Annotated in this window: 26 protein-coding genes; 9 read left to right on the forward strand and 17 right to left on the reverse strand. The window is 32.0% G+C overall.

Annotated features, from left to right (window positions below; translation table 11 throughout):
• Positions 1 to 2 precede the first annotated feature (2 nt).
• The 3 genes from ACUSJC_RS12860 to ACUSJC_RS12870 all read right to left on the reverse strand — a co-directional run bounded on the left by ACUSJC_RS12860 (position 3) and on the right by ACUSJC_RS12870 (position 2,600).
• Positions 3 to 452: a DUF1573 domain-containing protein gene (locus tag ACUSJC_RS12860; RefSeq protein WP_449269968.1), complete on the reverse strand. Its 450-nt coding sequence runs from the start codon at positions 450 to 452 to the stop codon at positions 3 to 5.
• Between the two features lie 18 nt (positions 453 to 470).
• Positions 471 to 1,412 carry a transcription antitermination factor NusB gene (gene nusB, locus ACUSJC_RS12865; protein WP_449269969.1) on the reverse strand — a complete coding sequence of 314 codons (942 nt, stop codon included), beginning with the start codon at positions 1,410 to 1,412 and terminating at the stop codon, positions 471 to 473.
• Between the two features lie 81 nt (positions 1,413 to 1,493).
• Positions 1,494 to 2,600 carry a Glu/Leu/Phe/Val dehydrogenase dimerization domain-containing protein gene (locus ACUSJC_RS12870; RefSeq protein ID WP_449269970.1) on the reverse strand — a complete coding sequence of 369 codons (1,107 nt, stop codon included), beginning with the start codon at positions 2,598 to 2,600 and terminating at the stop codon, positions 1,494 to 1,496.
• Between the two features lie 189 nt (positions 2,601 to 2,789).
• On the opposite strand from ACUSJC_RS12870, the gene ACUSJC_RS12875 reads away from it, so the two are divergent.
• Entirely contained in the window at positions 2,790 to 4,553 is a 1,764-nt protein-coding gene (locus tag ACUSJC_RS12875) for an ABC transporter ATP-binding protein (protein ID WP_449269971.1), read from the forward strand.
• 70 nt (positions 4,554 to 4,623) lie between these two features.
• Entirely contained in the window at positions 4,624 to 5,001 is a 378-nt protein-coding gene (locus ACUSJC_RS12880) for a PUR family DNA/RNA-binding protein (protein WP_449269972.1), read from the forward strand.
• A 48-nt stretch (positions 5,002 to 5,049) separates the two neighbouring features.
• Here ACUSJC_RS12880 and ACUSJC_RS12885 read toward each other — a convergent pair whose 3' ends face one another.
• Both ACUSJC_RS12885 and ACUSJC_RS12890 read right to left on the reverse strand, forming a co-directional pair.
• Complete coding sequence (locus ACUSJC_RS12885; RefSeq protein WP_449269973.1) at positions 5,050 to 5,394, reverse strand: tRNA-binding protein; 345 nt, start codon at positions 5,392 to 5,394, stop codon at positions 5,050 to 5,052.
• On the reverse strand, positions 5,384 to 5,836 hold the full coding sequence (locus tag ACUSJC_RS12890) for an Mpo1 family 2-hydroxy fatty acid dioxygenase (RefSeq protein WP_449269974.1): 453 nt from the start codon (positions 5,834 to 5,836) through the stop codon (positions 5,384 to 5,386). The genes ACUSJC_RS12885 and ACUSJC_RS12890 overlap by 11 nt, the downstream gene beginning before the upstream one ends.
• A gap of 107 nt (positions 5,837 to 5,943) precedes the next feature.
• On the opposite strand from ACUSJC_RS12890, the gene ACUSJC_RS12895 reads away from it, so the two are divergent.
• Positions 5,944 to 6,498 (forward strand): thioredoxin family protein, encoded by a 555-nt coding sequence (locus tag ACUSJC_RS12895; protein WP_449269975.1) that lies wholly within the window; start codon positions 5,944 to 5,946, stop codon positions 6,496 to 6,498.
• 2 nt (positions 6,499 to 6,500) lie between these two features.
• On the opposite strand, the gene ACUSJC_RS12900 is transcribed toward ACUSJC_RS12895, so the two are convergent.
• Entirely contained in the window at positions 6,501 to 7,397 is an 897-nt protein-coding gene (locus ACUSJC_RS12900; RefSeq protein ID WP_449269976.1) for a DUF72 domain-containing protein, read from the reverse strand.
• 362 nt (positions 7,398 to 7,759) lie between these two features.
• Between ACUSJC_RS12900 and ACUSJC_RS12905 the strand changes: the two genes are divergently transcribed.
• On the forward strand, positions 7,760 to 8,779 hold the full coding sequence (locus tag ACUSJC_RS12905; protein ID WP_449269977.1) for a M28 family metallopeptidase: 1,020 nt from the start codon (positions 7,760 to 7,762) through the stop codon (positions 8,777 to 8,779).
• 142 nt (positions 8,780 to 8,921) lie between these two features.
• Here ACUSJC_RS12905 and ACUSJC_RS12910 read toward each other — a convergent pair whose 3' ends face one another.
• The 8 genes from ACUSJC_RS12910 to ACUSJC_RS12945 all read right to left on the reverse strand — a co-directional run bounded on the left by ACUSJC_RS12910 (position 8,922) and on the right by ACUSJC_RS12945 (position 17,668).
• Positions 8,922 to 9,623 carry a sulfite exporter TauE/SafE family protein gene (locus ACUSJC_RS12910; protein WP_449269978.1) on the reverse strand — a complete coding sequence of 234 codons (702 nt, stop codon included), beginning with the start codon at positions 9,621 to 9,623 and terminating at the stop codon, positions 8,922 to 8,924.
• Between the two features lie 34 nt (positions 9,624 to 9,657).
• A complete protein-coding gene (locus tag ACUSJC_RS12915; protein ID WP_449269979.1) occupies positions 9,658 to 10,104 on the reverse strand; it encodes a FixH family protein in 447 nt (148 codons plus the stop codon).
• 74 nt (positions 10,105 to 10,178) lie between these two features.
• Positions 10,179 to 11,600, reverse strand: coding sequence for a cytochrome c oxidase accessory protein CcoG (ccoG, locus tag ACUSJC_RS12920; protein WP_449269980.1), 1,422 nt, complete (start codon positions 11,598 to 11,600; stop codon positions 10,179 to 10,181).
• Positions 11,601 to 11,657: 57 nt separating this feature from the next.
• On the reverse strand, positions 11,658 to 12,614 hold the full coding sequence (locus ACUSJC_RS12925) for a cbb3-type cytochrome c oxidase N-terminal domain-containing protein (RefSeq protein WP_449269981.1): 957 nt from the start codon (positions 12,612 to 12,614) through the stop codon (positions 11,658 to 11,660).
• A 17-nt stretch (positions 12,615 to 12,631) separates the two neighbouring features.
• Positions 12,632 to 12,802: a CcoQ/FixQ family Cbb3-type cytochrome c oxidase assembly chaperone gene (locus ACUSJC_RS12930; protein ID WP_449269982.1), complete on the reverse strand. Its 171-nt coding sequence runs from the start codon at positions 12,800 to 12,802 to the stop codon at positions 12,632 to 12,634.
• An 11-nt stretch (positions 12,803 to 12,813) separates the two neighbouring features.
• The gene (ccoN, locus tag ACUSJC_RS12935) at positions 12,814 to 15,006 is read right to left on the reverse strand and encodes a cytochrome-c oxidase, cbb3-type subunit I (RefSeq protein WP_449269983.1); all 2,193 of its coding nucleotides are present in this window, start codon (positions 15,004 to 15,006) and stop codon (positions 12,814 to 12,816) included.
• Between the two features lie 2 nt (positions 15,007 to 15,008).
• Positions 15,009 to 15,206 carry a cbb3-type cytochrome oxidase assembly protein CcoS gene (gene ccoS / locus ACUSJC_RS12940; RefSeq protein WP_449269984.1) on the reverse strand — a complete coding sequence of 66 codons (198 nt, stop codon included), beginning with the start codon at positions 15,204 to 15,206 and terminating at the stop codon, positions 15,009 to 15,011.
• An 86-nt stretch (positions 15,207 to 15,292) separates the two neighbouring features.
• Entirely contained in the window at positions 15,293 to 17,668 is a 2,376-nt protein-coding gene (locus ACUSJC_RS12945) for a heavy metal translocating P-type ATPase (protein WP_449269985.1), read from the reverse strand.
• 116 nt (positions 17,669 to 17,784) lie between these two features.
• Between ACUSJC_RS12945 and ACUSJC_RS12950 the strand changes: the two genes are divergently transcribed.
• The gene (locus ACUSJC_RS12950; protein WP_449269986.1) at positions 17,785 to 18,462 is read left to right on the forward strand and encodes a Crp/Fnr family transcriptional regulator; all 678 of its coding nucleotides are present in this window, start codon (positions 17,785 to 17,787) and stop codon (positions 18,460 to 18,462) included.
• A gap of 80 nt (positions 18,463 to 18,542) precedes the next feature.
• Here the strand turns inward: ACUSJC_RS12950 and ACUSJC_RS12955 are convergent, their stop codons facing one another.
• Genes ACUSJC_RS12955 through ACUSJC_RS12965 form a run of 3 tightly spaced genes read right to left on the reverse strand, consistent with a single transcriptional unit; the run spans position 18,543 to position 19,998 of the window.
• Complete coding sequence (locus ACUSJC_RS12955; protein WP_449269987.1) at positions 18,543 to 18,851, reverse strand: rhodanese-like domain-containing protein; 309 nt, start codon at positions 18,849 to 18,851, stop codon at positions 18,543 to 18,545.
• Positions 18,852 to 18,872: 21 nt separating this feature from the next.
• Complete coding sequence (locus ACUSJC_RS12960; protein WP_449269988.1) at positions 18,873 to 19,481, reverse strand: thioredoxin family protein; 609 nt, start codon at positions 19,479 to 19,481, stop codon at positions 18,873 to 18,875.
• Between the two features lie 4 nt (positions 19,482 to 19,485).
• Positions 19,486 to 19,998 carry a TlpA disulfide reductase family protein gene (locus ACUSJC_RS12965; protein WP_449269989.1) on the reverse strand — a complete coding sequence of 171 codons (513 nt, stop codon included), beginning with the start codon at positions 19,996 to 19,998 and terminating at the stop codon, positions 19,486 to 19,488.
• A 129-nt stretch (positions 19,999 to 20,127) separates the two neighbouring features.
• Here ACUSJC_RS12965 and ACUSJC_RS12970 point away from each other — a divergent pair, with 129 nt between their 5' ends.
• The 4 genes from ACUSJC_RS12970 (at position 20,128) to ACUSJC_RS12985 (ending at position 22,924) form a co-directional block, all read left to right on the forward strand.
• Positions 20,128 to 20,583: a MarR family winged helix-turn-helix transcriptional regulator gene (locus ACUSJC_RS12970; protein WP_449269990.1), complete on the forward strand. Its 456-nt coding sequence runs from the start codon at positions 20,128 to 20,130 to the stop codon at positions 20,581 to 20,583.
• Between the two features lie 5 nt (positions 20,584 to 20,588).
• A complete protein-coding gene (locus ACUSJC_RS12975; protein ID WP_449269991.1) occupies positions 20,589 to 21,221 on the forward strand; it encodes an NAD(P)H-dependent oxidoreductase in 633 nt (210 codons plus the stop codon).
• A 38-nt stretch (positions 21,222 to 21,259) separates the two neighbouring features.
• Positions 21,260 to 21,829 carry a YceI family protein gene (locus ACUSJC_RS12980; RefSeq protein ID WP_449269992.1) on the forward strand — a complete coding sequence of 190 codons (570 nt, stop codon included), beginning with the start codon at positions 21,260 to 21,262 and terminating at the stop codon, positions 21,827 to 21,829.
• A 102-nt stretch (positions 21,830 to 21,931) separates the two neighbouring features.
• Positions 21,932 to 22,924: an alpha/beta fold hydrolase gene (locus ACUSJC_RS12985; protein WP_449269993.1), complete on the forward strand. Its 993-nt coding sequence runs from the start codon at positions 21,932 to 21,934 to the stop codon at positions 22,922 to 22,924.
• Positions 22,925 to 22,992 lie beyond the last annotated feature (68 nt).

Consider the following 22,992-nt stretch of genomic DNA (forward strand, 5'->3'; position numbering starts at 1 on the left):
ATTTAGTTTTTTGGATTTACATTAGCTTTGATCGCAAAAGTCTCTTGTCCGTTTTCTGTATTAGTAGTTAACGTAACTGTTTTATTTTGCATTCCGGATTTTCCTGCTGAATTAAAAGAAACTTTAATAGGTGCAGATTCTCCCGGTTTAACGGGTTGTTTGGGATAATCAGGAACGGTACAACCACAAGACGCTTTTGCATCAGAAATGATTAAATCTGATTCTCCTGTATTAGTTACTACAAATTCTGTTTCTACTACATCTCCTGCTGTAATTGTTCCGAAATCATGTTCTGTTTTGTCGAAACTCACTTTCGGCAATTTACCGATTAAAGCTTTCTCAGCTTCAACAGCTGCCATGTCTTGTTCGGTAATTTTAGCTTCAGCAGTATCTTTACATGAAACTGCAGACAATGCAATAGCTATCACCGCTACATAAAATACTTTTTTCATTGTAATTTTATTTTTAGTTTATAATAGTCCTCTACCCGCTTTTTGTAAACGGTTATCTTTTTGGAAGTCTTTTACTAAGTTATCTAAGATTCCGTTGATAAAAATACTACTTTTAGGTGTAGAATACTCTTTCGCAATTTCTAAATATTCGTTAATTGTTACTTTTACGGGTATTGATGGAAATTTTAACAATTCGCAAATAGCTAATTTTAGTATAATCGTATCCATTTCTGCAATACGATCTACATCCCAGTTCGGTGTTTTATCGATATATTCTTTAGAAAACTCAATTTCGTTTAAAACCGTTTTTCTAAATAAGTTTCTAACGAATTCTTTGTCGTCTTCATCTTTGTATAATTTAGATAAACGAATGGAATCTTCTTCGTTCTTTAAACCTTTGATCTGTTTTAGAATAAAAGTATTCACTACCGGTAAATCATCTAACCATGTTAATTTGTAATCTTCTAAATAATCATACAAACGCTCGTTAGGCGCAATAATCTGGCTAAACAAATCGGCTACAAAATGTTTTTCTTCTTCAAATGAACCAACAGGCTTACTCATATAAGAAGCATACAAATCGCTTGCTTTGATTTCTTCAATCAAATGCAAAATCAAATCGTCATTGTTTTTCCAGTTTTTAATACTTCTATTATCCAAAGCATCTTGCAATGCTTCATTTTCAGCTAACTGTTTTAAAACAATATTTGAAATAAATTTACGGTTGGGATTTCGTTCTTCTTTAGTTGCTAAATGTTTTTTGGAAGCCACATCAAGATATTCTTCCTCTTTTTCTCTGATTTCCACAAGAGCTGAAAGCAACAACAAGTATAGATCTTGCATGTTTTCGATACTTTGATAAAGGAATTTTTCTTCTTTATCAAGAACATCAGATTGGTGTTGATGCATTGCATAAATAGTTTGCATCACTTTAATACGGATATGTCTTCTGTTTAACATAACTGGTTAAGAACTTTTAAAAATTAAGAAAGCGAAAGAAGTTCATCTTTCGCTTTGCAAAAATACAATATTATTTAGAATTTATTTTGTCTCTAATTCTTTTTTTCTGTCATCAATACGCTTTTGAGCAATTGACAATGCTGCTTGATGCGTAGTAATGTTATTTTTTTCAGCGAAATCAAAAATTTCTAATGAAGTGTTATAAATGTTCTCTGTTTTTTCTAACACTTGTGCTTTTGTTAAATTAGCCAATTCTGAATAAACATTAATCACTCCACCTGCGTTAATTAAGAAATCAGGAGCATAAAGAATACCTTTTTCTTTTAAAACTTTTCCATGAATCACTTCATTTGCTAATTGGTTGTTTGCCGCTCCTGCAATTACTTTTGCTTTTAATTTACTGATTGTTTCATCATTAACGGTAGCACCTAAAGCACATGGAGCATAAATATCTACATCAGCAGTATATAAATCTGAGCCTGTATAAATTTTGGCACCATATTTTGCTCCTACCTGATGTAATCTGTCTTCATTAATATCTGTAATGGTAACAATTGCACCGTTTTCAGTTAAATGTTGTACCAAAACTTCACCTACGTGACCAATACCTTGTACTAATACTTTTTTACCTTCTAAGTTATCTGAACCAAACTGATATTTAGCCGCTGCTTTTAATCCCATAAAAACGCCATACGCAGTAATAGGTGACGGATTCCCAGAACCGCCTTTCTCTACTGAAATACCTGCTACGTGTTTTGTTACTTCGCGTACAGTGTCCATATCTTTGGTTTCCATACCCACGTCTTCTGCAGTAATATATCTTCCGGATAAAGAGTCAACATACTCCCCAAATTTACGCATCAATTCAGGTGTTTTTTCAGTTTTAGCATCACCGATAATCACGGCTTTACCACCACCTAAATTTAATCCTGAAATAGAATTTTTAAATGTCATACCACGAGATAAACGCAATACATCATTTAAAGCTTCCCATTCGTTAGCATACTTCCACATTCTTGTTCCTCCTAAGGCAGGTCCTAAAACTGTGTTATGAATACCAATAATTGCTTTTAAACCTGTATCTTTGTCATGGCAAAAAACAACTTGTTCGTGACCATCGAAAGAAATTTGCCCGAAAACCGGGTCAACTTTTTGAAGATCTTTTGAATTTAATACGTCTGCTATCATTTGAATTGTGTTGAAAATTTTTCAATAATTAGAAGCAATATTACGTAAAAATTTGAAACGATTCAAAAATTTACCTTTTTTTTAATAAATCAGCAATAAAAAGTTAATTTTAAAACGAAAAGATAATTTTCATAAAAAACAACATTTAAACCAATTTAACTAAAATAAATCGCTTTTTTTATTCAATAGATGAAAGAACTACATTATTTAAATAAATTTTTTATCAAATATAAATATCGGTTCCTACTTGGAATTGTTATTACTTTTGTGGCTCAAATTTTTTCGTTATTCACACCAGAACTGGTTGGTGACTCTATAACGTCAATAGAAGAATATACGCGTAATAATCACGAAATCAGTATTAATCAAGCTCAAAATTTATTACTCAAAAATATAATTTTAATTTTAGTTACTACACTAATTTCGGGATTTTTTACTTTTTTAATGAGACAAACCCTAATCGTTATGTCGCGTTATGTAGAATTTGACCTCAAAAATGAAATTTACAATCATTATCAAATTTTGAGTCAGTCTTTTTACAAACAAAACCGTACGGGTGACTTGATGAACAGAATTAGTGAAGATGTCAGTAAAGTGAGAATGTATGTTGGCCCTGCCGTAATGTATTCGCTTAATACATTAGTTCGATTTACTATGGTTATCGTCTATATGTATAATATTTCTCCTGAACTTACTTATTATTCTTTACTTCCTCTTCCTTTACTTTCTTATGGCATCTTTAAGATCAGTTCAGAAATCAATAAAAGAAGTGGTATTTTTCAGGCAAACCTTTCTACCCTATCTTCTTTTACTCAGGAAATGTTCTCCGGGATTAGAGTTATAAAAGCTTATGCTATAGAAAAACAAAAAGAAACCGAGTTTACTGATCTAACAGAAGACAGTAGAAAAAAATCGATGGATTTAGCCAAAGTCAATTCCTTATTCGGACCTTTAATGATTCTTTTAATTGGATTGAGTAACCTCGTTGTGGTTTATGTCGGAGGGATGATGTATATCAATGGCTCCATTGAGAACATCGGTATAATTGCTCAATTTATTTTATACATTAATATGTTGACTTGGCCTGTGGCTTCTTTGGGCTGGGTTTCGTCATTAGTACAAGAAGCCGAAGCATCTCAGAAAAGAATTAATGAATTTTTGAATACTCAACCTGAAATTACTAATAAGACCAATGAACATTTTGATATTAAAGGTCAAATCAATTTTAAAAATGTAAGTTTTGAATATCCTGATACAGGAATAAAAGCTTTATCTAATGTGAGTTTTGAAGTGAACCCCGGAGAAACTTTAGCTATTTTAGGTAAAACAGGTTCTGGAAAATCTACAATTTTATCATTGATCAGTCGTCTTTATGATATAAGAATAGGTAAAATTGAAATTGACAATACTGTAATAGATTTGATTAATTTGGATGATTTACGAAATGCGGTTAGTGTTGTACCTCAAGATGCTTTTCTATTTTCTGATAGCATTGAAAATAATATCAAATTTGGTAATGAAAATGCTTCTGAAGAAGAAGTGATCCATGCTGCAAAGTTAGCCGCCGTTCATGAAAACATTGTTAGTTTCAAAAATGGTTATCAAACGGTTTTAGGTGAACGAGGAATTACCTTATCGGGCGGACAAAAACAAAGAGTTTCTATAGCTCGTGCTCTTATTAAAGAATCCCCTATCCTATTGTTAGACGATTGTTTAAGTGCCGTAGATACTGAAACAGAAGAAGCTATCTTAAATAACTTGAGTTCTTTTTCTAAAGATATCACAACCTTAATTGTCAGTCATAGGGTTTCTTCTGCTAAGAATGCTTCGCAAATTATTATTTTGGACGAAGGTAAAATCATTCAGCAAGGCACACATAATCAATTAATAGCAATCGAAGGCTATTATCGAGACTTGTATTTTAAGCAACTTGCCGAAAAAGAAATACTGTAAACTATTGTTTAATACATTTTTTTTTTAGACTTTTGGGAAACTTAAAACCATTTAATTGATAGATTGGAATATGAGAGACAATGAAATGTTAGAACAAGAAGATATCTTTTCTAAAGTATTAAGAGCTGGTAGAAGAACATATTTTTTTGATGTGAGAGCTACTAAGGCAGACGATTATTACATCACTATTACTGAAAGCAAAAAGTTTACTGAAGATGACGGTTCTTACCACTTCAAAAAACACAAAATATATTTATATAAAGAAGATTTTGCTGCTTTCAGAGAAATTCTTGATGAAATGACTTCTTTTGTAATTTCTAAAAAAGGAGAAGAAGTAATTTCTGAAAGACACCAAAAAGATTTCAAAAGAGAAGGGTTTGCATCTGAAGAGAATGAAGAAACTGCTTCTGCAAAAAGTTTCACTAATGTAGATTTTGATGATATTTAATTGAATCAAATTATATATAAAAAAAGCCAAACTTAAGTTTGGCTTTTTTTATGCTAACCGCTGACCATTTTTGACTTTAAAATCCGGAGATAGAAGTGTGATTTCTTTATGGTCTCCGACTAATCCTAAAACCAGACATTCGCTCATAAACTTTCCTATCTGCTTCTTCGGAAAATTTACTACACTTATGATCTGTTTTCCTAACAGATCTTCTTTTTTATATAAAACTGTAATTTGAGCCGATGATTTTTTGATCCCTATTTCTTCACCGAAATCAATAACCAATTGATATGCCGGATTTCTAGCTTCCGGAAAATCATTTATCTCAATAATGGTTCCTACTCTAATGTCTACTTTTTCAAAATCGCTCCAAGAAATTGTATTATTTTCCATTAAAAATTGAATGTATAACCCATGCCGGGCCTATTAATAAAAATTGTAAATTTTTAAAAAATGAAGGTTTCTTCCCTTCTACTTTATGTCCATAGAACTGACCTATCCAAGCTAATCCGAAAATGAGTAACGAAAATTTCCATAAACTTACTTGTTGTCCTATATAATAATTCAATAATAAACAACCTAGTGAAAATAATACGATTTGTATGCCCATTTTTGCAGATAAACGAAAATAAAAAATAGATATTAGACATAATGCTATAAAAGCCCAATTAGCAAAAAATGAAGGTAAAAAATTTAGTATCCCATTGGGAATACTCATTAATAAACCTACAATAGAAAAAAAAATTGCCGGTACGCAAATATAATGAATAGCTTTATTTGTCTTGTTCTGATGACTTACGCTATATTCATTAAACCAATCTTGTAATGTTCTCATACTTGCTTTATTTATTTTTGTTTTTGGTGTAACTAATTTAAAACTTATAGCGTATAATAAAAAGAGAATATAATAAATTTTTTAAGTATATAATTTAAACAAACAATATGGCTCGAACACCCTCTAATATGATTCCTCTTGGAACAAAGGCTCCTGATTTTAACTTACCGGCTACCAATTTTAATGATTTTTTCACTTATGAATCTATTAAAGGCACTAAAGGTACTTTGGTCATGTTTATCTGTAATCATTGTCCTTATGTTTTACATGTAATTGATGAAATCGTAATGATTGCGAATGATTATCGTGTTCAAGGGATTGGTGTAGTTGCTATTTCGAGCAATGACGTCTCTAATTATCCGCAAGACTCTCCCGATAAAATGGCTGATTTTGCTTTGGAAAACAAAATAGATTTTCCTTATTTATATGATAAAACACAAGAAATAGCAAAGGCTTATGATGCTGCTTGTACTCCAGATTTTTATTTATTTGATAGTCAAGATAAATTAATTTATAGAGGTCAATTGGATGATTCCCGTCCCGGAAATGGCATACCTGTTAGCGGAAGTGATTTACGAGGAGCCATTGATTCTATTCTCTACAATCGAAAAATTGATGAGTACCAAAAACCTAGCTTAGGATGTAATATTAAATGGTTATAAATTTAGTCAAACAACCGAAGGGTTTCCTGATTTGATTTATTAGGAATCTTTATTCTTATTCCTAATTCTTTATTCAGATTTTCAATGAAATATTTTGCGAGCAGAGGTGATTCTACTTCTATGTTCTGATGTACAAAAAAATACAAACTTTGTAATCCTTCTGCTTTCCATTTTTTTATTCGCTTTACCCAATCGTCCAATCTCTCATAATCCGCTTTATGATTAGCTCCAACGAAACGTACAAAAGCTACCGGAGTAGTTAACCTCATATGCAACATATCTCTTCTACCTGCTGTATCAACGATAATATTAGCTAATCCCAACTCTTCTAATAATAGAGAATATTCTTGATTAATTTTAGAATTTAAAAACCAATCTTGGCTACGAACCTCTACAGCTAAAGGAATATTCTCTGGGAAATTTTCAAGTACCCGTTTTAATTTATCATATTCTTTATAACTAAAGTTTTCATGCAACTGCATAAAAGTCATTCCTAATTTATCTTCGAAATTGCTTACTGCATCACAAAAATCAATTATATATTCTTGCACATCTGATAATCTTTTATAATGAGTTATGGTATTAGGCAACTTTGGAAAAAATTTAAAATCTTTAGACGTCTTGTTTTTCCATATATTAACTTGTTTCCAATCTGGCATTTTATAAAAAGTTGCGTTCAATTCTATTGCATTAAATTGAGTCGCATAATACGTTAATTCATCTTTTGTCCCTTTGGGATAAAATCCTTTCAGATCATTTTTATTCCATTTAGCACATCCTACAAAAACTTCAATGTTATCATCGATCTTATGCTTATTTAAAATCCTATTTGTATTTAAATTATCTTCTGGTAAACTAAAATCTATTAATTCCGGATATTCAACTTTTCCAAATTTCATTATTTTTGAATTTGTATAAAAAACACCTTAAAAATCTAAGGTGCTCTTCAAACATAACAAAAAATTATCGTTTTAAAGAAAAATGAGTTTTAAATTCTTTAACTATTCCATTTTCTTCATATTGTAAACTAAACCAATATTACAGGTATTATTAATTCCATAATCATTAAAGGTAAAATACTTTGGATAATCTATTACCATCACTAATTTTTATAAGAATATACAACCTTGAGTATCTACCACTGTCACTAAATGTTTCTCTGATTTGGTAATATGAACATAAAATAATACTAATTTCCTTTATTTTATAAAAAACCGAAACAGTTTTATATATTTACTTTTAACTTTAAAAAAGGAATAACATGTACAAAAAAAATCTAACTTATTTATTTATAGGGGTTCTTTTAGCGGGGTGTTCGGCTTCCAAATCTCAAAAAAAGGCAGATTTAAATACTTATTTACAATCTATAACTCCTCAAGAGTTAAAAGAACACTTATATATAGTTTCTTCTGATGAAATGCAAGGACGTGATACTGGTACAGAAGGACAAAAAAAAGCAGGAGAATATTTGATTTCTCAATATGAAGCGAATAAAATAAAATTTCCTCCGGCAGCTGAAGATTGGTATCAAAAAGTCCCTTCTAAATTTATGGCCAGAGGTTTCTCTCCTAAATTAAATGATTCTGAAAATATATGGGCTTTTATAAAAGGGAATGAAAAGCCTGAAGAAATTGTTGTCATTTCTGCTCATTATGATCATGTGGGAACAAAAAACGGTGAAATTTATAATGGTGCTGATGATGATGGTTCAGGAACTGTTGCTCTTTTGGAAATTGCAGAAGCTTTTAAACTTGCCGAAAAGGATGGTTTTAGTCCTAAGCGCTCTATTTTATTTCTTCATGTTACAGGTGAAGAACACGGTCTCCATGGTTCTAGATATTATTCAGAAAATCCATTATATCCTATGGAAAATACAGTTGCTGACATTAATATAGATATGATAGGTCGCCGAGACACACTACATCCAAATACAAATAATTATATTTATGTAATAGGATCTGATCGTTTGAGTTCTGAATTACACGAAATCAATGAAGCTATGAATGCAAAATACACTCACATGGATTTAGATTACAAATATAATGATCGAAATGATCCGGAAAGAATTTACTATCGTTCAGATCATTACAATTTTGCAAAGAAGGGTGTTCCTGCTATTTTCTTTTTTAACGGAATTCATGCTGATTATCACATGCCTACTGACACCCCTGATAAAATCGAATACGATGCTTTAGCTAAAAGAGCGCAATTAGCATTTGCTTTAGCTTGGGAACTAGCTAACAGAGATGAAAAAATTAAAGTTGATAAAGACGGTAAATAGGGGAATTTCATATATATTAAAAAAGAGGTGCTTCAAAAAAGTTTTATAATCAATCTGAACTAGTCTCATTATATTATAGCAGATTTGAATATAAATTACTTTTAAAATAAAGCAACCTCTTTTTTATATTTTTATCTTAAAGCTAGTGACAATTTGCTTCGCTTTGCACAAATAAACTAACATTTCCGGGTGAAACGTAAGGTATATTTAAACCTAAACCTCTCATAATAAATAGAATTCCAACACAAACCGCAATTACAGGAATCACCTTTTGCAACTTACTTCGAAAGGAAAAAGTCAAAAAGTTAGAGATATAAACCACTAAACTCATCAAAGGAATAGTTCCCACACCATATAAAATCATATACAAAACACTTAAATCAAAACGGTTCATGGCTAAAGCTCCGAACAAAGCTACATAAACCATTCCGCAAGGTAAAAAACCATTAAGTAAACCAATAGTGTAAATAGACCCCATAGTTTTCTTTTTGAATTGGTTTCCTAAAGAAGATTTAACGTTTGAAATTATCTTATAAATCGGTTTTGAAAAATTGTATTTGGCAAATTGCTTTTCAGGTACAACCGCAACAACAATCATTAGAATTCCTACCGCTATGGAAAGTTGCTGTTGTAATCCGGCTAGATAAAATCCTTTTCCCAAAACACCAAAAACTAATCCTAAAGAACCATAAGCTGTAATTCGACCTAAATGATACAATAAAATTTGAATGGTTTTTGTCGCTTGATTACTTCTATCCACAGGTAGCATCATAGCAATAGGACCGCACATACCTACACAATGTAAGCTACTGATTAATCCTAATATGAGTGCTGTGTAAAGCATAGCTTTTATTTTTTACTATTTAAAATAGTTTCTTTTAGAAATAAATAGTTTCTTTGTTAAGATAGTCTTTTGATTGGTATTTCCAATCAACAGTAATGTCCCATAGACCGCCTGCCAAACGACTTTTAGGTATGAGCAAATGTGGACTAGAAAGTGAAATTGGAATTTCAAAATCTAATTTTTGGTCAGACGGTCTGTATAGGGACACTTTCCCATTTATATCTTGCAAACTAAACTCTTCCGGAAAAGTAACTAAAACACCCTCTGTTGTTTTTATAATGGTTACTTTGTGCTCTAATGCATTTGCATTTTTTTGTTTATCGATATCACTTTGAACTGTAGCCTCTTGTTTATAGTAATCTTTTGTTACCAATTCATTGTCATATTTAGGATTAGATTGAACTCTAAAAACAAATGATAATATAAAAGTCATAAATAAGCCGAAAGCTATAACTATGCCAGTTCCCCAATTGATTTTCATAATAATGCTAATATTTTTTGTTACTAAAAACCAGCCAAATCTACGCTAAAACAATACATTTGGCCAGTCTTCTTTTAAAAACTTCTTGGTCCTAAGAAATTTGTTGTGGTATGATCTATTAATTCATTACCACTATATACTTCTATTTTTACCTTAGTTTTATCTCCTGTTAAGAATGCCGGATTAATTTCAATGAATAATGTTCCTTGAGCTAAACCTTCTTTAGGTACTTTGAAATATTCATTTCCTACCATTTTGATTTCTCCTTTTGGATTTACAACTTTGAAATGAACACTATCCAATTCTTTTACAGTCTTATTTACTATTTTATAGGTAAATACATTACTGATATTATCTCCTTTATGTTCATACAACTGGCCTGGCAAACGCAATACTGTTGCTTCCACTTCTCCTCTAAGGAATAATAAACCGATCAACAAACCTATTAAAATGGTTAATACAGCAATATATCCTTTCATTCGAGTGGTTAGTGTGAACTTCTCTTTGTTCATGATTTCGGCTTCACTTGCATATCGGATCAATCCTTTAGGCAAACCTACTTTCTCCATAATAGTATCACATTCGTCAATACAAGCGGTACAGTTTACACACTCTAGCTGAGTTCCGTTACGAATATCTATGCCTGTAGGACAAACTACAACACATTGGTTACAATCGATACAATCGCCATGACCTAAAGCTTGACGATCTTCTCCATTACGCCATTTTTTTCTTCCGTTCTCTCCTTCTCCTCTAACGTGATCATAGGCAACAATAATAGATTTATCATCTAATAGAACTCCTTGCAAACGACCATAAGGGCAGGCAATGATACATACTTGTTCTCTAAACCAAGCGAATACAAAATAAAATACGCCTGTGAAAACTAGTAAGGCAACTAAAGTACTTAGATTTTTTGCCGGTCCTTCAGTAATCATTTTGAATAATTCGTCGCTTCCCACTAAATACGCTAAGAAAACGTTAGCGATCAAAAAAGAAATAACAAAGAAAATAAACCCTTTTAGTGTTCTCTTTCTTATCTTTTCTGCATTCCAATCTTGTTTTGCTAATCGTATTTGAGCTCCACGATCGCCATCAATCCAAAATTCAATTCTTCGGAATACCATTTCCATAAAAATGGTTTGCGGACAAAACCAACCACAAAAAATACGCCCAAAGGCTACGGTAAATAGAGTTAACCCTACTACTCCGATAATCATTGACATGACAAACAAGTGAAAATCTTGTGGCCAAAATGGAAAACCGAAAATATTGAATCTTCGTTCCAATACATTGAACATCAAAAACTGATTCCCATTGATTTTTATAAAAGGAGCGGCAAATAAAAAGGCTAATAAAAAATAACTTAAAAGTTTTCTTTTATCGTAAAATTTACCGGATGGTTTTTTAGGAAAAATATAATTTCTTTTACCTTCTTTATCGATAGTTCCTATACTATCTCTAAAGCTTTCGTCTGGTAAATTATTGTTAGACATGTTTCAATTTGGTTTTAAAAAGGATTTGGGAAAACCCAAATCCTTTTTTAAAGTTTTTTATTCAGTTTTAGCTTCTTCTTCAACAGCTACAGGTGCAGCAGCAGTAGAATCTGCAGGAGTTTCAGTTGCTTCAGTAGCAGGTGCAGCACCTTCTTCTACCCATTCATCTCCTTCGGCCGGTTTAGGATCCTTAGGATTTGAGCCTTGTAAAGAAAGAACATAACTTGCTACTTTTTGAATTTCTGTTGGTTTTAAGCTTTCTTTCCAAGCCACCATACCTTTACCGGAACGACCACCTTCAGTAATTGTGTTGAATACATTTTTGATTCCTCCGCCTAAAATCCAATATTTATCAGTTAAGTTAGGACCAATTGCTCCACCAGCATCCGGACGGTGACAAGCCACACAGTTTGATTCAAAAATCTTTTTCCCTTCAGCTAAAGCAGTAGCATCAGTTAATAATGTTACTTTGTCTTTATTCATCAAATCTGGAGCTGTTTTTAAGTATTCTTGAACTTCTTTATCTTTTTGCTCCATTTCTGCAATAAATTCTTCCGCTTGGTTGTAATCACCAATTACTTCGAAACGAACTAAATATATGATAGCAAACGCGATACAAACATAAAACAATCCTACCCACCATGGAGGTAATACATTATCTAATTCTTTAATACCATCATAATCATGATCTAATAAAACATCTTGCTCATGTTCAATATCTTTAGAACGAGTAAGCATTTTCATTAGCTTGCTATCTGAAAATGAAACAGATTGAGCTTCTTCTAGTTTCTTTCTTTGCTCATCAGTTAATAAGCTGTAAGTAACTTTATCTACTGCATCAATAACTATTTCTATAGCAATTAATAAGAATAAAAATACTCCTAAAAATAATGCTACCATCGGATATTTGATAAATGCTGGCTTATCTCCTGAGTCTATAAAGTATTCCAAAGCTCCCATAACAATAGCGAAGATCAAAGGAACTCTTATATATGCCGGAATTAATTTTTTCATATTAAATATTTTAATTATTAATCTTCTTTAAGTGGTAATTCGCTTAACTCGTTGATTTTTTCTTTACTATAGGTCATAGCCCAGATAAAAAAGGCCACAAAAACGATAAAGAAGATAGTCAACGAAATGATAGGATATACTTCTACACCAACGATAGTTTCTAAATTGTGTTTGACAAATTTTAACATAACTCTAAAATTTATTCTGTTGGATTTTTCACTTTAATATCAGTTCCCAAACGTTGTAAGTAAGAAATTAAAGCTACAATTTCTCTATCTTTCATTGGAACAAATTTCTCTCCCCTAGCAATTGCATTTTTCTTACTTTCTTCATAAGCTTTTACAAAGTCGGGATCTGCATGAAGATTTTTCTCAATTTGAGAAGCTTGTTCATCCATACTTTTTCTAGCATTTGCAACATCTTCAGCGGTATAAGGAACACCTAAAGTTTGCATTACTTCCATTTTTTTCTCAATCAAAGAACGATCCATTGCTTTGTTATCAAACATCCATTTGTAAGCTGGCATAATTGAGTTTGGCGATGTACTTTGTGGATCATACATGTGGTTAAAATGCCAGTTGTCATTATATTTTCCTCCTACTCTATGTAAATCCGGACCTGTACGTTTAGAACCCCATAAGAATGGATGATCATATACATATTCACCTGATTTTGAATAATCACCATAACGTTTTACTTCTGAACGGAACGGACGAACCAATTGAGAGTGGCAGTTGTTACACCCTTCACGGATATATAAATCTCTACCTTCTAGCTCAAGCGGAGTATATGGTTTTACACTCGCAATAGTTGGAATATTTGATTTTACTACTAACATCGGTACGATTTGAACAATACCTCCGATAGCTACAGCAATAGTTGTATAAATTGTAAATTGAACCGGTTTTCTTTCTAACCAAGAGTGCCAAGTTTCACCTTTTAATTGGTAAGGAGAAATTTTAGCTAATGCAGGAGCTTCTGCTAATTCATCTTCAATTGGAGAACCTTGTTTAACTGTTCTGAATACATTGTAAACCAAAGTTAAGATACCAATGAAATATAATGTTCCACCTACCGCTCTCATAGCGTGCATAGGGATGATTTGCGTAACAGTTTCTAAGAAGTTACCGTAAACCAATGATCCATCAGGATTAAATTGTTTCCACATTGAAGCTTGAGTAAACCCGGCAACATACATTGGTAACACATATAAAATGATACCTAAAGTACCGATCCAGAAGTGGAAGTTTGCTAATTTTTGAGAGTACAAGTTTGTTTTAGCCATTCTTGGTAACATCCAGTAGGTCATACCAAACATCATGAAACCGTTCCATGCTAAAGTACCAACGTGTACGTGCGCTACGATCCAATCAGTAAAGTGAGCAATAGCATTTACGTTTTTCAGAGAAAGCATTGGTCCTTCAAAAGTTGACATTCCGTAACCTGTAATAGCAACTACCATGAATTTAAGTACAGGATCAACTCTTACTTTATCCCAAACACCTCTTAATGTTAATAACCCATTAATCATACCACCCCAAGATGGCGCAATCAACATTACAGAGAATACAACTCCTAAGTTTTGAGCCCAATCCGGTAAAGCAGAATATAATAAGTGGTGAGGACCAGCCCAGATGTAAATGAAGATCAATGACCAGAAATGGATAATTGACAATCTATAAGAATATACCGGACGATTTGCCGCTTTTGGAACAAAGTAGTACATCAACCCTAAAATAGGTGTTGTTAAGAAGAACGCTACTGCGTTGTGACCATACCACCATTGAACCAAAGCATCTTGAACACCAGCATACACTGAGTAACTTTTCATAGAAGTCCAAGAAACCGGAATTTCTAAGTTATTGAAAATATGTAATAAAGCTACTGCAATGAAAGTTGCAATATAGAACCAAATAGCTACATAGATATGACGTTCTCTTCTCTTAATGATTGTTCCAATCATATTGATTCCGAAAGCAACCCAAACAACTGCAATTGCAATATCAATAGGCCACTCTAATTCAGCATATTCTTTTGAAGATGTAATACCTAAAGGCAATGTAATAGCTGCTGCTAGAATAATCAATTGCCATCCCCAAAAGTTTAATTGACTTAAAAAGTCACTATACATTCTGGTTTTTAATAAACGTTGCAACGAGTAATAAGCTCCTGCAAACACACCATTACCTACAAAGGCAAAAATTACTGCATTTGTATGTAGTGGTCTTAATCTTCCGTAACTTAACCATGGAATACCGTCGGTCATGTTAGGAAACAAATAAAAGAAAGCTACTATAAGCCCGACAAGCATCCCCACGACACCGAAAGCAATCGCTGCGTAAAGGAAGTTTCTTACAATTTTGTTGTCGTAATAAAATTGTTGCATTTCCATAATTAGATTGATTTTTGTTTCTCTTTTTGTGATTGAATTAATTTGTTAGGATTTTTCTTGATTTCATCGTCAAAAAGCATTCTGACTGATGGTGTGTAATCATCATCATATTGACCTGTTTTTACCGCTCGTATAAAAGCGAGCAAAAAGGTTACAGCGACAACGATACTCACTGTAATTAATAAATAAATAACACTCATACCTATTATTATTTAACGTTAACAAAGTTAGTTTGCGCCTCGTAACTAAAACATGATTTTTGTCATATCTTAATTTTTTGCTAAAATTATTTCCTTCTAGCGTAAAAGTTTGTCATAATTGTTACAAAGCTGACTACCGTAATAGAACTCAAAGGCATTATAACAGCTGCAAATAAAGGAGATAACTTCCCGGCAATTGCAAAACTTAATCCAACAGCATTGTATAAAAGAGACAACCCAAAACTCATATAAATTGTTTTCATGGCATTTTTAGAATAGCGTAGATGATAATCTAAATTTGAAAATTGACTAGCATCCATGATTCCGTCACAAGCCGGAGAAAATACATTTACATTTTCAGAAATCGCTATACCTACATTACTTTGTGCTAAAGCACCGGCATCATTTAAACCGTCACCAATCATCATGACACTTTTACCTTGCTTTTGCAGATCTTCTATGAACTTTAATTTTTCTTCCGGCTTTTGATTGAATATCAATTCAGTATTATTAGGCAGTAAGGTTAATAGCGTTTCTTTTTCGCCATCATTATCACCGGAAAGCACTTTCAATTCGTAATTTTTAGCTAATTTTCGAAATAAATCAGTCAAACCTTCACGATATTGATTGTTAAATATATAAAATCCTTTGTAAACTCCGTTAATTTTTACATTAACTTTTGTCTTTTGAAAATCAGAATTCTCTTCTACTTCTAAATATTTTGCAGAACCAAATTGAACTGTTTCTTCTCCAAATAATGCTAAAACGCCCTTACCGGTTATTTCCTCAAAAGAAGTAGGAATCAGTCTTTCTACTTCAGGCAAATATTCATACAGCCTTCTACTCAACGGGTGATTTGAACCTCGTAATGCGTTTTTCAACAACAGTATTTCGTGTTCTGATAAATCGTCTCCAAAAAACTGAATGGCTGTCTTTTTATTAGTCGTAATGGTTCCGGTTTTATCAAAAACAATGGTATCGATTTGAGCCATTTGTTCAATGACTGTCGCATTTTTCAAATACATTTTTTGGCGTCCCATGATACGAAGCACATTGCCTAATGTAAATGGAGCCGACAACGCAATAGCACAAGGACAAGCCACGATTAAAACAGCTGTGAATACGTTAAAAGCTTGGTAAGTATCAATAAACAACCAAATGATTAATGATGTAAAAGCAATCAATAATAATATAGGTGTAAAATATTGGCTTACTTTATCGGTAATCGTTTTGTGTTTTTGTTCAAATTTCTTTTGAAAGACATCATTGCTCCACAACTGTGTCAAATAACTTTGGGAAACCGAAAATAACACTTCCATTTCTACACTTTTCCCTAATTGTTTTCCGCCGGCAAAAAGTTTATCTCCCGACTGTTTTTCGATCGGGATTTCTTCACCGGTAACAAAACTGTAATCAATGGATGCTTTTTCAGAAATTAAAATTCCATCAACCGGAATAAGCTCTTGATTTCTAATCAATAAACGATCTCCTTTTTCAATATCATACACTTGAACTGCTTCTTCTTTTCCTTCTTTAGAAATTCGCGTCACCGCTATAGGAAAATAAGATTTATAATCGCGTTCAAACGAAAGAAAACTATAGGTTTTTTGCTGAAATAGTTTCCCTAAAAGCATAAAGAAAATCAATCCAGTCAAACTATCAAAAAAACCTTGCCCATACCCCATTATAATATCAATTGTACTTCGTACAAACATGACAATAATACCTAATGCAATAGGAATATCAATATTTAAAATTCCTGCTCTAATAGTCTTATAAGCTGATTTATAATAATCGGTTGCCGAATAAAGAAACGCTGGTAGTGATAATGCGAAAATCAGCCATCTAAAGAAAGAACGGTATTGATTGATCCAAAATTCCTGAACTTCAAAATATTCGGGAAAAGACAACAGCATGATATTTCCAAAGCAGAAGAAAGCAACTCCGACTTTATAAATCAAACTGCGATCAATTTCCTTTTTACCACTTTCATAATTTTCTAAGCTGATATAAGGTTCGTAACCAATGGAACTTAATAAATAAACAATATCTTTAAGATTTGTTTCTTGCGAATTGAATGAGATACGAACTTTCTTTTCCGGGAAGTTTACTTGTGAGGCTATAATCCCCTTTTGAAGCCTTTGTAAATTTTCCAAAATCCAAATACACGAACTACAGTGTATATGCGGAATGTAAAGTGAAATAATACTGGTTGTAGCTTCATTGAATTCCAATAATTTTTCAACAATAACGTCATTGTCTAAAAAGTCATATTTTCCATTGATATCTTGCGGGGTTGCCCCTGGTGCCGATTGAAAATCATAATAACAAGTTAAATCATTTTGACTAAAAATTTCATATACCGTTTTACAACCGGTACAGCAAAAACTTTTGTCATCAAAAATAACTTCGTCTTTCTTTTCTACCGCATTACCACAATGGAAACAAGTTTTTGATTCCATATAAATTTGCTCTTTTTTACCTTATACAAAGGTGAAAAATATGACGTAAAGAAAATATGATTTTTGTCATCTTTTTTTTTGTATATTTGTAAGTGACTCCCAATAAAAAATTTCCTATGAGTAAATGCGAGCAATGTATTGTAAGAGAGTTTAGTTCCATTAAAGCGCTTAATAAAGATGAGCTTTTAAAAATGGCTAACTGTAAAACTACTTATACTATAAAAAAAGGAGAACCTCTTTTTGAAGAAGGAGAATCTGTAAATGGTGTTTTTTGTATTAAAGATGGGGTTTGTAAATTAACCAAATTAAGTTCTAATGGTAAAGACCAAATTGTCAAATTGGTTAAACCGGGAGAATTATTAGGGCAACGTTCTATGATAAGTCAAGAACCGGCTAACTTAAGTGCTGTAGCTCTTGAAGATATGCAAGTATGCTTTGTACCTGGTAAAGAAATCATGGGATTCTTTAATCAAAATAATGATTTCTCCATGAATGTTATGAAAACTATCTGTGGTGACTTGCGTGATGCTGATGATTTGATGGTGAACATGGCTCAAAAAACAGTAAAAGAGAGACTTGCTGACACATTAATTTATTTAGAAGAAACTTTTGGTATTAATACCGATAAAACATTAAAAATTCAGCTATCCAGAGAAGAATTGGCGGGAATGATTGGTACTGCAACTGAGAGTTGTATTCGATTATTATCCGAATTTAATAAAAATGGCTGGATTGAGTTAATTGGAAAAAAAATCGCTATTAAAGACAAATTGAAATTAAAAAGACTTTCATAAAGTTGTTTATATTTTTAAACAGAAAAAGGAACTCCATAATTTTTTAGAGTTCCTTTTTATTTTGTTTTATTTTAATCTTATTAAGGTTCAACCGGACCTTCCCATTCTGAAATTCCTCCTAAAAGATTATACACTTTTTCAAAGCCTAATTGTGTCATAATATTACAAGCTTGAGCACTTCTTCCTCCGGCTAAACAATACACATAATAGTTTTTGCTTTTATCCAATTCGTCTACTAAATAAACAAAGCCCTGACCTTTATAAAAATCAATATTAATAGATTCAGGAATTCTTGAAGCTGCATTTTCATCTTCTGTTCTAACATCAAGAATAACTCCGTTAGGATCTTGAAGATATTGGTTCCACCAGTCGTTTTGTGTTAAGTTCATTTCTGTTTTTTGACAAAAATACTAGGATTTAATAGAACAACCAATAGCTTTTGTTGAATTTACTTCTATTTCTTTTCCTTTTAATAAAGCATCAACAGCATTTTCAACATATTTTACTTTAACAGCTTCTTCATCACTATGATTGTCATCAATTGCTCCTATATACTTTACGATATTTCCTTTAGCTGTTTTTTGCAATACAAATACATGAGGTGTTTTAGTAGCTCCGTATTGTGGATATACCTTTTGACCTTCATCAAATAAATAAGGAAAAGTAAATCCTTTTTCTTTGGCTCTAACTTTCATTAAATCAAAACTATCATCAGGTTGTACTTCCGGATTGTTTGGATTGATAGCAATAACCGGATAGCCTAATTTTTTGTATTTTTTGTCTAAAGCAATAATTCTATCTTCATACGCTTTGGCAAACGGACAATGATTACATGTAAAGATTACAATGTAGCCTTTGGCATCTTTATAATCTTTCAGCGACACCATTTTACCGTCTATATTTTTTAGTTTAAAATCGGTTGCAGCATCGCCTACTTTATAACCTTCAACTGGTTTTTCGGTAAAAGCAAAGGTTATAACCAATACCAATGCAGTAAGTACAAATTTGATTGTTTTCATAATTTTAGTTGTTTAGTATTAATAAGAGTTCTTTTTCTAATTCTTCATAAGTGAACGATTGTTCAAAAAACTTTTTGTTTTTACCTTTATATATGACTGTTGCCGGAATGGCTCCTGACCAATCTTTATTTACTTTCTCGATCCAACTATTAGCATCCGGATCATCCAATACATAAACGGCAGACTGTATTTTTTTTCGTTCCAAAAAAGGAAGCAGCTGAGATTCTATCTTTTTAGGAAAATCTAAACTCACCAAGATTACTTTTACATTTTTATTTTTATACGTTTCATTCAGTTTTTCAAAATGAGGCAGTTCTTTAACACAAGGCAAACACCATGTTGCCCAAAAATTAATTACATAAGTAGCACCATCATTTTGTTCAAATAGCGGTTCCAAATGTTCATAATCAAAAGAAGCTACTTCTCTATTTTCATTTGAATACGTCTTAAGCGGTTTTAAATCCTGAGCAGATAAAAATTGGACAGATACTAAAAATACAAATAATAATCTCTTCATTTCTTATTTTTTTCTAAAGTTATCCAAGCTAAAACCGATTAGAAATTTTTTAATAAAAAATTAACACATTTGTATATACAACTATTAAAAAATACACTACATTTGTACATACAAATTTTGTAATTACAAATGAAGATAGAGGAAATCATAAAATCAAACTCAAATTTAACATTAGAAAAGCGTGCACTACTAAATATTTTGTACACTCAGAATGTTATTTCGGATAAGTTTAATGAAGTCTTAAAGCCATTTGAATTATCAACAGAGCAATTTAATGTTTTAAGAATTCTGCGAGGTCAAAAAGGGAAACCTGCAAACATGTGTGTGATTCAAGAACGTATGATTGCAAAAACCAGTAACACTACACGATTGGTCGACAAATTGTTGTTGAAAGAATTGGTTACTCGCGAAGTTTGTCCCGAAAACAGAAGGAAAATGGAAATTGAAATTACTGAAAAAGGATTAGCACTTTTAGAAGAATTAGATCCTTTAGTTATTTCCCATGAAAAATGCTTTGCACAAAATTTGTCGCAAGAAGAATTAGAAGATTTAAACAATTTATTAGAAAAATTTAGAACTATTTAAATACAATGAGTACATTTAACAATAATCAGAATTGGCGTTATGCCACAAAAAAATTTGATGCTACTAAAAAAGTATCAGATGCAGACTTAGCAGTTTTAAAAGAAGCTATCCAATTGAGCGCTTCTTCTTATGGTTTACAACCTTATAAAGTTTTAATCATTGAAAATCCGGAAATCAGAAAACAATTGCAACCAGCATCATGGGGGCAATCACAAATTGTTGATGCTTCTCACCTATTTGTTTTTGTGAATCATACTAACGTTGACGAACCTTATATCGCAAAATTTGTCGATCATATTGCAGAAACACGCGGAATACATACAGAAGCTTTAAAAGGATATCAAGACGTAATGAATGCTAATGTTGCAGGATTACCGGCAGACGTAAAAAATACTTGGGCTGCCAAACAAACATATATTGCTTTAGGAAATCTTTTAGCTGCTGCTGCTGAACTTAAAATAGACGTAACTCCAATGGAAGGTTTTGTTCCTGCCGAATATAACAAAATTTTAGGTTTAACAGAAAGAGGATTGAATGCTTCTTTGGTAGCAACAATCGGGTATCGTCACGAGGAAGATAGTACACAACACTATAAAAAAGTGAGAAAACCACTTGAAACATTATTCGAAACTATTTAATCCATTATATAAAAGTCAAATTAACTTCATTAAAAAACATGAAAGCAAATTTAAAATCAATTGCGTTAGTTTTAGTTGCATTTGTAACATTCACTGCAACAGCTCAAACTACTAAAAAAGTAAATGTCGAAAAAAGTAAATTACACTGGGTAGGTAAAAAAGTTACAGGTCAACACGAAGGAACTATCAAATTAAAAGATGGTGCTGTAGTTTTAAAAGGTAAAAAATTAGTAGGTGGTAACTTTACAGTTGACATGACTTCAATTAGCACTACAGATTTACAAGGTGATATGAAAGCTAAATTAGACGGTCACTTAAAAGCTGAAGATTTTTTCGGTGTTGAAAAATTCCCTACTTCAACCTTAGTATTCAAAAAAATTGCTGATAAAGGGAACAATGTTTATACTGTTTATGGTGAGTTAACAATCAAAGGAATTACTCAAGATATAAACTTTGACTTAACTGTTAACAATAACTCCGCTTCAGGAAAATTAATCATCGACAGAACTAAATTTGGTATTAAATATGGTTCAGGTTCATTCTTTTCTGATTTAGGAGATAGAACTATCTATGACGAATTTGAATTAGACGTTACTTTAAGCTTCTAATCAAAATAAACTTTGCTATGAAAAAGAGAAAAGTCCGAGTAATACTTGGACTTTTTTTGTTTATATATAATTTTAAGGCTCATACAGATAAAATCAAAAAACATGAAAAAACTAAACCTTTTAGTCATTCTATTAATTACCTTTTTAGCCGCAGCACAAGACAAACCTATTGCACTCAATCAAAACTTAAGCAACTATAAATATCCATATCCTGTTCATTTTTTGGAACTAAAAGTTCAAAACCAAACGCTTCAAATGGCATATATGGATGTAAAGCCTAAAAATTTCAACGGTAAAAATGTACTTTTGCTACACGGTAAAAACTTTAACGGAGCCTATTGGAAAACCACGATTGAAGCTCTAACTACCAAAGGGTATCGAGTAATAGCTCCGGACCAAATTGGTTTCGGAAAATCTACCAAACCGAAACATTTTCAATATTCCTTTCATCAATTGGCACAAAACACAAAAGCGATTTTAGACGAATTAAACATTACCAAAACAGCTGTTCTGGGACATTCTATGGGTGGCATGCTAGCCACTCGATTTGCACTGATGTATCCGGAAACAACTGAAAAATTAATCTTAGAAAACCCCATTGGATTAGAAGATTACAAAGTAGTTGTACCTTATCAACCTATTGATTGGTGGTATGAAAAAGAATTAAAAAGCAATTATGAATCCATTAAAAACTACCAACTAAAATTCTATTATGACAACAAATGGAAACCGGAATACGATCAGTGGGTTAATATTTTAGCCGGCTGGACTTTACATAAAGATTATCCCATTATCGCTTGGAATGCTGCTTTAACCTATGACATGATTATGACGCAACCTGTAGTCTACGAATTTCCAAATCTCAAAGTTCCAACCTTATTGATCATAGGAACACGTGACCGCACAGCTTTAGGTAAAAATTTAGCTCCGGAAAACATTCAAAAAACCATGGGATTATACTATGAACTAGGTAAAAAAACACAACAAAAAATTCCAAACTCTAAATTGGTTGAGATTGAAAATATTGGACATTTACTTCACATTGAATCTTTTGAAAAGTTTATTCAACCACTTACCAATTTCTTAGCCGAATAATTTTTTTAATCTAAATTTGGAATTCTAAAAAAATATTTTTTACATTTGTTTCAACATTTAAGAACATG

The sequence above is a fragment of the Flavobacterium sp. U410 genome, from assembly GCF_053570605.1.